Here is a 13,076-nt window from a genome sequence, read left to right as displayed (position 1 = left end):
GGCAACGGTTTGCCCCGGCTTTGCTCATTCCATTCATAAAACGTTACCGCGTTACGCTGATTTTCTCCATTTCATCTGCGTTTGATGCACGGGTGTTATCAAGACGGAAATCCAGTTGAACCAGTATACCTGTCTGGCGCATGGCTTTACCGCCCTGAACCCGTGGCTTATATTCCCACTGAGACAGCGCAGCTCTTGCACTCTCGTCAAAAACGCCATCAGGAAAGGCATCCACAATTTCAATATTCTCTGTAGTGCCGGTGGCAGAAATATCAAATTTCAATATTACCGAGCCTTCCTGATTGTTTGCGGCGGCTTCAGCCGGGTAGACAGGGTCAATTCGCATAACAGGCTGCGCAAGATTAACCTGTTCTGCTTTCACCGGCGTACCTGCGAGCTTTGCCAGCGCAGTGTTTGCTGTAAAAATACTGATAGCAAGGCAGGTGGCCAGAGTAATTGTTTTATTGCCCGTGGTGGTTTTTTGCATCTGTGTAAGGCGTGTAAGCATGGTTTTCTTTTCTCCGTAAGCGGGGTACAAGGTGTTATTGCCGGTAGTATGCTCAGCACACTGCACAAGTGCTTTTGCATAATGAATTTTGTCTGCCTGAGATTTGTGTCTCAGCACTGCTGCGTCGCATGAAACTTCCTGGCAGGTGCGGAAAGCTGACAGCGCTGCCCAGACCAGAGGGTTGAACCAGAACAGGCTCAGTAATATCAGCGCTAAAGCATTCCACAGGTGGTCGCCCCGGCGCAGATGGGTTTGTTCGTGCTCGATGATCATTGATTGCTGTCTTTCCGTGAACGCGCTGTGGAAAAACGCAGGCATGATCATCTGCGGACGGAGTATCCCGAACAGCAGTGGCGTTGAAACGGCGGGACTGACCAGGTAGTGTCTTGAATGCAGACTTGCTGTTCGGTGTTTGTTTGCGATGTGCCTGGCCAGAGCCACGTAGCGAAAAACAACACTGGCAGCAATCAGGAATGCGCCGGCAGCCCATATGAACAGAAAGGTGTTGCCAGCAGGGCTGGCGATTAAAGAGCCGGTTCCGGTGACATAGCGGCTTACCGGACCAGCCGGTAAGCTCACTGCTGAAGCCGGCAAATTATGGGCAATGAGCACTACGGGTACCAGCAGCCAGAGCTGATACGCCCGGCCGGCGCCTAAAGCAGGAATAAGAAAGCGCACGCTTAAAATCAGAAAAATAAGCGCAACAGACAGTACAACCTGCTGTTGCAGCAACCAGTCAGTCATTGTTCCTCTCCCACTTTTCAATCAATGCTTTCAGTTCATCCACATCCTGTCTGGAAAGACTGTTCTGGTTGGCAAAGCCGGCAACCATTGGCGCAATCTTGCCTTTGAACATCCGGCTGACAAAACTGGCCGTTTCTTTTTTGGTGTAATCTTCACGGGCGATGAGCGGTGTGTACAAATATTGCCGCTTCAATTTCTCAAAGCTGATAACCTGCTTTTTCACTAGCCGGCTAAGCAAGGTTTTGATGGTTTTCTCATGCCATGCTTTACGGGAATTTAAACGTGCAATAATGTCTGCTGATGTCGCAGGGTAGTCATCCCATAATGCATCCAGCACTTCAAATTCAGCGTTTGAAATATCGGGCTTCTGATTTTTATCTTCTGACATTGTTATGTCTCTTATGGATTACGCTTGTAGTCTTAATTTAAGATTACACATGTAATCAATGTGTGCAAGTTTATTTTTCAATCAGCGCTTAATTAAACGGAAGAACACCAGTGACATGCATCAATGCAGAAAGGGAGTGGATAATGAAAAGCCCTGATGAACAGGGCTTTTACAGGCAGGGCATGGTTTTATTGTAGTAACTTGTCAGGCTGATTTCGCCAGTGAAGCATCCTCAAGATAGCGCTTACGCTTTTTGTCAGTGAGGCTGTCAGTATCGACGACGACAAGCCCGTCTATACAGTCATTAAAGTCCGGGTCCACGTTGAAATCAAGAAACGCAACGCCGCCGGCTTTAGTGATCTCAGAATATTGCTTATACAGCGTTGGCACATTGACACCCATATTCGCCAGCAAGTGTTTCAGTTGGGTAAATTCGGCTTTGTAGTCTTCACCCGGGAAGATGTCCTGCACTTCCGGTGATACCTGATAGGGTAGCCGTGATGAAGCACTGCCGAATTTTGCCGGAAAGTGGGTACGGTAAAACTGCACTAGCAAGTCCTTGGCAGGTTGCGGATAAGCGTTGCTTATTGATACTGCTCCGAACAGATACCGGTATTTCGGGTAACGGCTCAGAAATGCACCGATACCAATCCATAAATAATCCAGACTACGTTTACCCCAGTACTGAGGCTGCACAAAACTCCGGCCCAGCTCCAGACCTTCTTTGAACAGAGCGTCGTTGTCATTGCCATAATTGAACAGGGTAGCTGAATACAGGCCTGTGGGATGGCCTTCTTCCGTCAACACGGATGCGTCGCCGAAGCGGTAGGCGCCGGCAATCTCAAGATCGTTTTCATCCCACAGGACAAGGTGGTAGTAGTGGGAGTCATACTGGTCAATATCACGGCGGCGGTTAGTACCTTCGCCCACCGCGCGAAAAGCGATTTCTCTCAGCCGGCCAATTTCCCGCATAATGGGCGAATAGCCCTGATGCTGATACAGGTAAATATGTTTGCCGTCAGCAGTATGACCCAGGTGCTCACATTGTTTAATGGCACGGGTCAGTTCTTTGCGGTCTTCCGGCGTGGCGATGGGAGCCTGAGTGGGCAGTACGCCCTTGCGGTTACCACCGATGCGGTATAAATGACGTTTAAACAGCTTAACCTGCTCTTTCAGAGGCAGGGTGAGCTGGCTGTATGCTTCGTAAGGAACTACCTCGCCAATGCGCATGGGTAAGTGCTTTTTGCGCTGCTTAAACATCTCTTTGACCAGCAGCACAGTTGCCAGAGGTTTGTAAATCATAGACACGCCGTAAAACAACGGCGAGTTTTTAGCGTCAATGTAAACCGGCAGCACTGGTGATTTGGTTTGTCTGGCGATACGAAGGAAACCTGTATGCCAGCGGGTATCACGTACCCCTTGCGGACGAAGCCTGGAAACCTCTCCGGCCGGAAAAATCAGTACAGCCCCGTCACCGTGTAAATGCTTATGTATGGCTTCAAGGTGCTGTTTAGGTGTGCCGCCCTGCATGTTATTAACCGGCAGCAGCATGTTGTGCAAAGGTTCAACGGCCATCAGCATCTGATTGGCGACTACTTTTAAGTCGTGGCGTACTTCACTGACCAGTTTAATTAATGCAAGACCGTCGAGGGTACCAATCGGGTGGTTGGCAATAATGACAACTTTGCCTTCGGTGGGGATACGCTCTTTTTCCACATCACGGGTAGAGTAGCTGATATTAAAGTACTCAAGCACCTGTTCAACAAAGTCTATATCCACGTAGTGAGGATAGGTTTCACTGAACTCGGTCATTTCCCGCTCATGCAGCAGGTGGCGAAGTACAAAAGACAGCGATTTAAATAGCCAGGGTTTATCCGCAACCTGCGGATAATGCCGGGTCAGTACATCATCAACAGTAAACATATTTTATCCCATTGTTTTGAGCGAACGATATCAACTGAGTGTGACGCTTTTTACACAGTTTCATGGCATTTCCGTGACAGAGTGCTTCACCTGCAGGCAGCGTTGCCGGTCAGTTATTATTTGTTAATTAAGCCGCTTTCGTTGCTTTTGAGCGTGGCTTGAACTCGGTAACAGAAGCTTGTGCCTGCATATGATCAATCCAGCTGATAAGCGCCAGATTTCCCTGCAAATCTTCACCAAGGGCAGAGCAGTTTTCTATCCAGTCGCCATCATTGATATAGTGGATTCCATTCTCCATGGTGCTTTCCGGGTGGTGGATGTGGCCGCAAATCACACCATCAAGCCCCATTTTTTTCGCCCTGCCGCAGCAGGCTTCACGATAACGGCTGATGGCTTCGTTAGCCCCTTTGATATGCTTTTTGATGTAGCCTGCCAGAGACCAGTAGTGGTTGTTGCGCCACTGACGGAAGCGGTTAAACCAGCGGTTGAGGAACAGAAGCAGGTCGTAGCCTTTATCACCAATCCAGGCGTGGAATTTTCCCAGGGTCACATCAGCATCGAACTGATCGCCATGAAGGATAAGGTACTTTTTGCCCTGCAGGGTGGTATGAACATATTCTCTGCGGATCTCTATTTCGCCAAAATCCATTCCGGAGTAAGACTGCAACGGCTCGTCATGATTGCCGGGCAGATACACCACTTTGGTCCCTTCACGGCTCATTTTCATAAATGTATGAAGCACCTGATTGTGCGCCTCAGGCCAGCGAAATTGCCGCGACATCTCCCACATATCGACGATATCGCCAACCAGATAGAGGGTGTCGACGGTGACATTGTTAAGAAAGTCGAGAAGGTATTCAGCTTTGCAATCTTTATTGCCAAGGTGAATGTCAGATAACCACAGTGTGCGGTAGTGAGTGCGTTTCATAGCCGTTCCCAAAGCAGTAACTTTGGAAGGACATCTTAGGATGGTTAATTGACAGTCAGGTGACCGCAGGTTTACAGGTTAGTGAAGGTTGTCTGACAGTATCGTGACAACGGCCTTATGCGAGGAGAAAGAACTGGCCGCATTCGCTGACGCAGCCAGTTTTGCGATTTATCCGGCCATACGGGGGGCAATATCTGCCAGCAGCACTTCTGCACTCTGATATCGTGTGTTTCCTATTTTGCAGTATCCGCCGAATGAATAAAGCGCTTTCAGCTTGCGCTCTACCTGCGGTGTGAGCTCGTCTGCAGACAATTCGTGGGTTTCAATTCCTTTGTTATCGTGTACCTGGATTTTCATCATTGTAATCTCACTTTTGATTGTACAAATTCGTTAACTGCACCGGGTTCTTAGCAGGAACTCCCGCCAGTGACACTCAGCATTAAGCTCTTAACACTAACAACCTTAGCAAAATTTCTACCAGCTCAGCTTACTACTGTTATCACCAGCGAAAGTTCGCCAAAAGTCGCCGAAATGCACGTAATCGTGCGGTCAGGTTCAGCACAGTACCTGACACTAACAAATGAAAATGACGTTAACGTTGCTACCCGGCAACACACTTTTGTGTAGTTTTTTCGCAGCGGCGGGAATTGCCTCTCGTCAATTTTGCATTATTACCTGTACCTCAGTTACAGTACCACGGTGTCCCGCTCCTATTAAGTAAAGCTATTTAAAACAGGAAAATGCTGCACAGCGGGACTTTGCAGAAACAGGATTTACCGGATAAAGGATTATTAATGCAGAACTTGTTTTTTATTTTATTGGCATTGCTCATTACGGGCTATTCGCAATTCTCCTGCGCAGCTGTTCGTGGCAGTAATGAAACGGTGTTGATTGATTCCAAAATTCTCGGTGAAACGAGAGAGCTTCTTGTCCATCTCCCTAACAATTACAGGCTTTATGAAAATAAGCAATATCCTGTGCTGTTTCTTCTGGACGGACAGAGAAATTTAAATCATGTAGCCGGCACACTGGATTTACTGAACCAGTCAAATATGGCGCAAGAGATGATAATCATAGCCATTATGAATACCCACAGAACAAGGGATTTTACACCTACAAGAAATCCTGATTATGACGAGTGGGGAATTTCCGGGGGAGCGGATGATTTCCTTTCATTTATTGGTCAGGAGCTTATTCCTCATGTAGATGAAAATTTCCGCACAAATGGATTACGGATTTTGTCCGGGCATTCGTTAGGCGGGCTACTGACCGTTTATGCTCTTCAGACGAGGCCTGCACTTTTTCAGGCATACTTTGCATTCAGTCCCAGTTTATGGTGGCATGATGAGGTGATTTTCAAGCAAGCACGGGACTTTTATCAGAACACTCCTGAATTGAACAAATACCTTTACGTAAATCAGGGAAGTGAAGACGGACAAATGCAAAGTGCTTTTGAACGCTTTACGTCTTTACTGGGTGAGCGTGTGCCGGATGGTTTTTTCTATAACATGGACTTAGATACTTCTGAAACACACAACACCATCGCGCTTGCCGGACATGCTCTCGCACTGAAGCACTTTAATAATCTACTTTTGCCGGCTCCTGACGTACTGGAAAAGGGAGAGAAGGCGGTTTTGCAATTCTACGCAGACCAGTCAGAGCGGTATAGCTTCAACGCAAAGCCAGTTTATAAAGCAATTAATTATTTGGGTTATAAAGCGTTGGGTGAAAAGGATTTTAAGAACGCGATTACACTATTTCAGAAGAACGTCAGGACTTTTCCCGAAATGGCTGATGCTTATGACAGTTTAGCTGATGGCTACCAGGCAAATGGTGAACTCGACAAAGCATTAAAGATGCGTACGCTGGCTGTGGAAAAAAGTATATCTGAAAATGTGGAGGCAGGTGCGTATAAAACCCGCAAAGCAAACCTGTTGAAATTGATGAGGGGCGGGGAGACTGATAGTCAGTGATAATTCAAAGCTGGGTAAAATTGCAGACATAAAAAAAGCGCCTTAAGGCGCTTTTTACTTCTCGTCAGCTTGTCTTACAGCGCTTTAATCTGCGCAGACAGACGGCTCTTATGACGAGCAGCTTTGTTCTTGTGAATCAAACCTTTGGTTGCCATTCTGTCAAGTACCGGAGTAGCAGCGGCCAGTGCAGCTTGTGCACCTTCTTTATCACCTGCAGCGATAGCGGCAACTACTTTCTTGATGCTTGTACGAGTCATGGAGCGACGGCTGGCATTATGCTGACGACGCTTTTCGGCTTGAATTGCACGTTTCTTAGCAGACTTAATGTTAGCCAAGGTGTAACTCCCAAAATAAATACATGTCTAAAAAATAGGGTGCGGATTATGCTCATCCGGCGACCAAATGTCAAACTATTTTGCCCGACACCTCAGGAAAAATAGTTTTGAGATTGCGCAATAAAGGCATCCCCCGTGAGATGCGCGGATTATAGCAGGGCAAAATGGGGAATTCATCTGTCTGTCATGTTTTTTTCATCTTTAATTCAACACACTGTTACGGTACAGAATTTTTCTCTGCGGAGATTTCGTCAAACCCCCGCTTCCGCTATAGTGGCGGTCTGAATTTTTCAGTTAGCAGGGCGCGCGTGTCAGGAAAGTTATTGAAGTCGGGGATCATTGTCAGTGTGATGACATTTATCTCCCGCATACTCGGGTTGGTCAGGGATGTCGTTGTAGCGAAACTCATGGGAGATGGCGCGGCAGCTGACGTATTCTTCTTCGCAAACAAAATTCCCAACTTCCTGCGACGCCTGTTTGCTGAAGGTGCGTTTGCCCAGGCATTTATTCCTGTGCTCACTGAAGTGCACCATCAAGACGACAAGGCAGAACTGCGGGCTTTTATTGCGAGGGTCTCCGGTACGCTGGGTGCGATTGTTTTTGTGGTAGCCATATTGGGTGTTCTTGCTTCCCCGGTACTCACAGCCATTTTTGGTACAGGCTGGTTCATCGCCTGGTGGCAGGGAGAAGAAGCCGGTGAAAAATTTGAGCTCGCTTCTGTCATGCTTAAAATCACCTTTCCTTATCTAGCCTTTATCACATTAACCGGATTGGCAGGGGCGATTTTAAATACGTTAAACCGCTTTGCCGTGGCCGCTTTTACACCGGTATTACTGAATATTTGTATCATATTATGCGCCTGGTTCGTGGCACCGGCTTTATCCCAGCCGGCTTTTGCGCTGGCATGGGGCGTCTTTATTGGCGGTATCGTTCAGCTTCTATTCCAACTGCCGTTTCTGTACCGGGCCGGATTACTTGTAAAGCCAAAATGGGGCTGGCATGATCCCGGCGTGGTGAAAGTACGCACATTAATGATCCCCGCACTGTTTGGTGTGTCGGTAGGGCAGATCAATCTGCTGTTCGACACTCTCATTGCCAGTTTTCTTGTTACCGGCTCAATCAGCTGGCTTTATTATTCAGACCGGTTGCTGGAGTTTCCACTCGGTTTGTTCGGTATTGCCATCGCAACGGTCATTCTGCCGACTTTGTCGCGCAATCATGTGGCGAACGACCCCAAAGCATTCAGTGGCAACATGGACTGGGGCGTACGTATGGTGTCGTTACTGGGTATTCCTGCTGCTGTGGGTCTGGCATTTATGGCTGAGCCGATTATGACAGTTATTTTCCAGCGTGGTGCTTTCACTGCTGAAACGGCCCGTATGGCATCCTATTCGCTGGTGGCCTATGCCTTCGGACTGGTGAGTTTTATGTGGGTAAAGGTGCTCGCGCCCGGGTTCTTTTCACGCCAGGATACCAAAACACCAGTAAAATTCGGGATCTGGTGCATGATTGCCAATATGGTGTTTAACCTGATTTTCGCTATTCCTTACGGCTACATTGGCCTCGCTATCGCGACCTCTTTGTCAGCCACACTGAATGCCGGTCTGCTTTACACAACACTGCATAAAAACGGTGTGTACAGGGCCAGCAGAGAAACGCTGTTTTTCCTTATTAAGGTGGTGATTGCCAGCACTCTGATGGCGGGTGTCATTGTGTATTTAGATCAGGGTGACGCATTTTATGCGCTGGATTTAACTGCACAAATTTACCATGTGACTCTCACTATTGGCTCCGCTGTAGCTGTTTTCCTCTTCGTTTTGCTTGTTTCAGGTGTCCGCAAACGACACTTTCGGGCATTTGGCGGATAATCTATGCGCAACGATTGGTATTACGGTGCGGGTCGTTTATAATCGCGAGCTTTGTCATTCAGTCTCAGGCTTACAGGAACCCGGCAGCAAGTGGAATTAATTCGCGGTCTTCATAATTTGCGCCCCGATCATAGCGGGTGCGTGCTGACTATTGGCAAGTTTGACGGTGTTCACCGGGGCCATCAGGCAGTACTGGCAAATGTACATGAAAAAACCCGTGAACTCGGCTTGCCCTCTACCGTTATGGTTTTTGAGCCTCAGCCCGAAGAGCTGTTCAGTCCCGATACAGCTCCTGCGCGCCTGAGTACCTTACGGGAAAAATATCAGTTACTGAAAGCACAGGATGTTGACCGTTTATTGTGTGTCCGCTTTGATGAGTATTTTGCCAGTCAGTCTGCAGACACCTTTATCGAAGAGTTGCTGGTTGAGCGTCTCGGCGTGAAATTCCTGGTGGTAGGCGATGACTTCCGTTTTGGCCGTGGTCGCCGAGGTGACTTTTCCATGTTGCAGCGGGCAGGGCAGAGCATGGGGTTTGAAGTCGCAAGTACCCAGAGCTTTATGGTCGATGATTGCCGCATCAGTTCCACAGCAGTGCGTGAAGTACTGGCGGCCGGTGAATTTGAAAAAGCCGGTAACATGCTGGGGCGGCCATTCGTGATAGACGGTCGAGTGGTACACGGTGAGAAAAAAGGGCGCACAATCGGGTTCCCGACAGCCAATGTATTACTGAAACGTTCACGCCCGGCCATTAACGGCGTATTTGCCGTAACCGTGGATGTCAATGACACCCGCTATTATGGCGTGGCCAATGTGGGTTCCCGTCCGACTGTGGCGGGCAAACGCACGCAACTGGAAGTGCATATATTTGGCTATAGCGGTTCGCTGTACGGCGGGCAGATAAAAGTCTATCCGGTAAAGAAATTACGGGATGAAGAAAAATTCGCGTCATTTGACGCATTGAAACAACAGATTCAGCGCGATGCGCAGGCAGCAAGAGCGCTGTTTGGCATTGCCGGCATTTAATTATCAAATTGTTGCGACCTTTCGCAACGGCAGGTGGACGGAAATAACGAGTTTATGAGCGATTACAAACCGACATTGAATTTACCGGAAACGCCTTTTCCTATGCGTGGCAACTTAGCGCAAAGAGAACCGGCGATGCTTAACGATTGGCAGGAAAAAGACCTGTACAAACAAATTCGCGCAGCAAAAGCAGGTAAGAAGCCATTTATTTTGCACGATGGCCCTCCTTATGCGAACGGTGATATTCACATTGGTCACGCTGTAAACAAAATTCTGAAAGACATTATCGTTAAGGCTAAAACCTTATCTGATTTCGATGCGCCTTATGTTCCCGGTTGGGATTGTCACGGTCTGCCCATCGAATTAATGGTTGAAAAGAAAGTCGGTAAGCCGGGCGTAAAAGTCTCTGCGGCTGAGTTTCGTCAGAAGTGCCGCGACTACGCGCAAAAGCAAATCGATGGCCAGATGGCAGATTTTAAACGCCTCGGTGTGTTTGGTGAGTGGGATAATCCCTATAAAACCATGGATTTTAAGTCTGAAGCCGACATCATCCGCGCGCTGGGCAAAATTGCGGACTCCGGACATCTGGAAAAAGGTTTCAAACCGGTTCACTGGTGTACAGACTGTGGTTCAGCACTGGCAGAAGCAGAAGTTGAATATAAAGATAAGGTTTCGCCAGCTATCGATGTGAAATTCCCGGTAGCGGATGCAGACGCAATTGCTGCTGCATTTGGTGTGTCTGCCGGTGACTTAAAAGCGCATAATGCGTCAGCGGTTATCTGGACCACCACGCCATGGACATTGCCTGCCAACCGCGCGATTAGTTTGCATTCTGAATTGACGTATTCACTGGTTGAACTGGACGGCGGCGACTGGATAATTCTGGCGGAAGATCTGGTTGAAAGCTGTATGACACGTTACAGCGTGGAAAACTTTAAAACAGTGGCAACCTGCACGGGCCAGTCACTTGAAAAGCTGACCGTTAATCACCCGTTCCTGGATATCACTGTACCGTTCATTTTAGGTGACCACGTTACTACGGACTCCGGTACCGGCCTTGTACACACAGCACCGGCTCACGGTGTAGACGACTTTAATGTTGGTAAGCAATACGACATCGAAGTTTACAACCCTGTTGCAAACAACGGTGTCTATAATGACGAAACGCCGCTGTTTGCCGGTCAGTTCGTGTTCAAAGCAAACAAACCGATCATCGAAAAGCTCGAAGAGAACGGCAACCTGCTGCTGAATATCAATTATGAGCACAGCTATCCCCATTGCTGGCGCCATAAAACGCCAATCATTTTCCGTGCTACGCCTCAGTGGTTTATCAGCATGGATAAAAAAGGTCTGAGAAAAGCGTCTCTGGAACAAATTGAGAAGACAGAGTGGATCCCTGAGTGGGGCCAGAACCGCATTGAGAAAATGGTAGAGGGTCGTCCTGACTGGTGTATTTCACGTCAGCGTACCTGGGGTGTGCCTATCCCACTTTATGTACACTGTATTTCCGGTGAATTACACCCGGAGACTGCTGCTATCATCGAAACGGTGGCGCAAGCTGTTGAGCAAAAAGGAATACAGGCCTGGTGGGATCTGGACGATGCTGCACTGTTAGGTGCTGATGCTGAGCAGTATGAAAAGGTGACTGATACGCTGGACGTATGGTTTGACTCTGGTGTAACGCATTATTTTGTTGTTGAACGTCGTGACGATATTCCTGCCAGCGCAGACTTGTACCTTGAAGGTTCTGACCAGCACCGTGGCTGGTTCATGTCGTCTTTAATGACCTCCACAGCTATGTATGGTCACGCTCCTTATAAAGAAGTGCTGACGCACGGTTTCACTGTGGACGCGCAGGGCCGTAAGATGTCCAAGTCCATCGGTAACGTGGTCGCGCCGCAGCAGGTCACAAACAAGCTGGGCGCAGACATACTGCGCTTGTGGGTAGCGTCGACTGACTATCGCGGCGAAATCGCGGTGAGCGATGAGATTTTAAAACGTGCTGCTGATGCGTACCGCCGGATCCGTAACACCGCCCGTTTCCTGCTGGCTAACCTGAATGGTTTCGACCCGGTTAAAGATGCGGTTGCACCGGACAATATGGTTGCTCTGGATCGCTGGATCGTTGCCCGCACTGAAAAGCTGCAAAATGAAATCATTGAAGCGTACAACAATTACGACATGCTGGTGGTATCACAAAAACTGACTCACTTCTGTTCAATTGAACTGGGCAGTTTTTATCTGGATATCATTAAAGATCGTCAATACACGGCGAAAGGGGATAGCAATGCCCGTCGTTCGTGCCAGACTGCGTTGTACCACATCATCGAAGCACTGGTTCGCTGGATGGCTCCGGTCACCAGTTTCACCGCCCAGGAAATCTGGGATGCGTTACCCGGTGAGCGCAGTGAATTTGTATTCACTGAAGCCTGGTACGAAGGCCTCGCTGGCTTTGCGACAGAAGGCGGCTTCGACGATGCTTACTGGCATAAAGTGATGACAGTGAAAGACGCGGCCAACCAGGCGATGGAGCAGGCGCGTAAGGACGGTCAGTTAGGTGGTTCACTGGAAGCGAATATTAAACTGTTCGCAGATGACGCACTGAAATCTGTACTGGACAAGCTGGAAGATGAACTGCGTTTCGTCCTGATTACTTCCGGTGTTGAGCTGTTGCCGTTAAGCGAAAAAACAGACAGCGCGAAAGCCACAGAGCTGGATGGCCTGTTCATTGAAGTGACGAAGAGCAGCGGTGAAAAATGTGTTCGCTGCTGGCATCACCGTGATGACGTGGGCAGTTACGAAGCACACCCTGAATTATGCGGACGTTGCGTAACTAACGTCGACGGTGAAGGGGAAAATCGTCAATATGCCTAAACTGTTGACTGATACCGGCCTGCGCTTTTTATGGATAAGTGCTGTCGTGGTGGTACTGGACTTATGGAGCAAGTACGAAGTTATCGGCAAAATGGCATTGTCTGAGTCCATTCAGATATTGCCGTTTTTCAACTTAACTTATGTACGTAACTACGGTGCCGCGTTCAGCTTTTTGCATGATGCCTCAGGCTGGCAACGGTGGTTTTTTACCGCTATTGCAGTAGGGGTGAGTGCCGTTATTCTATGGTGGCTGAAACAGGCCGGAAAAGGACAGAAGCTGTTACCGGTGGCGTTTTGTTTTATTTTGGGTGGTGCCATAGGTAACGTTTATGACCGGCTGGTTCACGGTTTCGTTATCGACTTTTTAGACTTTTATGTTGGTCAGTCACACTGGCCGGCTTTTAACCTTGCAGACAGCGCCATTTTTATTGGTGCTGCCTTACTGGTGTGGGACATGCTTACCAGTAAAGATGAAAGCAATGCGTCTGACAGCGCCGGTTCAAATTCGTAAC

General features: G+C 48.4%; 11 protein-coding genes. 5 read left to right on the top strand and 6 right to left on the bottom strand.

Features of this window, described 5'->3' with window-relative positions; translation table 11 throughout:
* Positions 1-43 precede the first annotated feature (43 nt).
* From ACXAH4_RS12075 to ACXAH4_RS12055, 5 genes are all read right to left on the bottom strand, one after another.
* Positions 44-1,252 (bottom strand): M56 family metallopeptidase, encoded by a 1,209-nt coding sequence (locus ACXAH4_RS12075; protein ID WP_474842550.1) that lies wholly within the window; start codon positions 1,250-1,252, stop codon positions 44-46.
* Positions 1,245-1,640, bottom strand: a complete 396-nt coding sequence (locus ACXAH4_RS12070; RefSeq protein ID WP_474882041.1) for a BlaI/MecI/CopY family transcriptional regulator — start codon at positions 1,638-1,640, stop codon at positions 1,245-1,247. Before ACXAH4_RS12070 ends, ACXAH4_RS12075 begins: the two co-directional genes overlap by 8 nt.
* 204 nt (positions 1,641-1,844) lie before the next feature.
* A complete protein-coding gene (olsF, locus tag ACXAH4_RS12065) occupies positions 1,845-3,563 on the bottom strand; it encodes a bifunctional ornithine lipid synthase OlsF (protein WP_474842546.1) in 1,719 nt (572 codons plus the stop codon).
* A 127-nt stretch (positions 3,564-3,690) separates the two neighbouring features.
* On the bottom strand, positions 3,691-4,491 hold the full coding sequence (locus ACXAH4_RS12060; RefSeq protein ID WP_474842544.1) for a UDP-2,3-diacylglucosamine diphosphatase: 801 nt from the start codon (positions 4,489-4,491) through the stop codon (positions 3,691-3,693).
* 168 nt (positions 4,492-4,659) lie between these two features.
* Positions 4,660-4,851 carry a hypothetical protein gene (locus tag ACXAH4_RS12055; protein WP_474882040.1) on the bottom strand — a complete coding sequence of 64 codons (192 nt, stop codon included), beginning with the start codon at positions 4,849-4,851 and terminating at the stop codon, positions 4,660-4,662.
* 434 nt (positions 4,852-5,285) lie between these two features.
* Between ACXAH4_RS12055 and ACXAH4_RS12050 the strand changes: the two genes are divergently transcribed.
* Positions 5,286-6,464 (top strand): alpha/beta hydrolase, encoded by a 1,179-nt coding sequence (locus ACXAH4_RS12050; RefSeq protein WP_474882038.1) that lies wholly within the window; start codon positions 5,286-5,288, stop codon positions 6,462-6,464.
* Positions 6,465-6,538: 74 nt separating this feature from the next.
* On the opposite strand, the gene rpsT is transcribed toward ACXAH4_RS12050, so the two are convergent.
* Positions 6,539-6,799 (bottom strand): 30S ribosomal protein S20, encoded by a 261-nt coding sequence (gene rpsT / locus ACXAH4_RS12045; protein WP_119501969.1) that lies wholly within the window; start codon positions 6,797-6,799, stop codon positions 6,539-6,541.
* A 308-nt stretch (positions 6,800-7,107) separates the two neighbouring features.
* Between rpsT and murJ the strand changes: the two genes are divergently transcribed.
* The 4 genes from murJ to lspA all read left to right on the top strand — a co-directional run bounded on the left by murJ (position 7,108) and on the right by lspA (position 13,075).
* Positions 7,108-8,667 carry a murein biosynthesis integral membrane protein MurJ gene (murJ, locus tag ACXAH4_RS12040; protein WP_474842537.1) on the top strand — a complete coding sequence of 520 codons (1,560 nt, stop codon included), beginning with the start codon at positions 7,108-7,110 and terminating at the stop codon, positions 8,665-8,667.
* A gap of 90 nt (positions 8,668-8,757) precedes the next feature.
* Positions 8,758-9,690: a bifunctional riboflavin kinase/FAD synthetase gene (gene ribF / locus ACXAH4_RS12035; RefSeq protein ID WP_474842535.1), complete on the top strand. Its 933-nt coding sequence runs from the start codon at positions 8,758-8,760 to the stop codon at positions 9,688-9,690.
* Positions 9,691-9,744: 54 nt separating this feature from the next.
* On the top strand, positions 9,745-12,564 hold the full coding sequence (ileS, locus tag ACXAH4_RS12030; RefSeq protein ID WP_474882036.1) for an isoleucine--tRNA ligase: 2,820 nt from the start codon (positions 9,745-9,747) through the stop codon (positions 12,562-12,564).
* Positions 12,557-13,075, top strand: coding sequence for a signal peptidase II (gene lspA, locus ACXAH4_RS12025; protein WP_303573080.1), 519 nt, complete (start codon positions 12,557-12,559; stop codon positions 13,073-13,075). Before ileS ends, lspA begins: the two co-directional genes overlap by 8 nt.
* Position 13,076 lies beyond the last annotated feature (1 nt).

It is taken from the genome of Alteromonas sp. ABV2_168 (genome assembly GCF_056161165.1).
The sequence above is the reverse complement of the archived record's forward strand: the minus strand, read 5'-3'. Positions and strand labels throughout refer to the sequence as shown.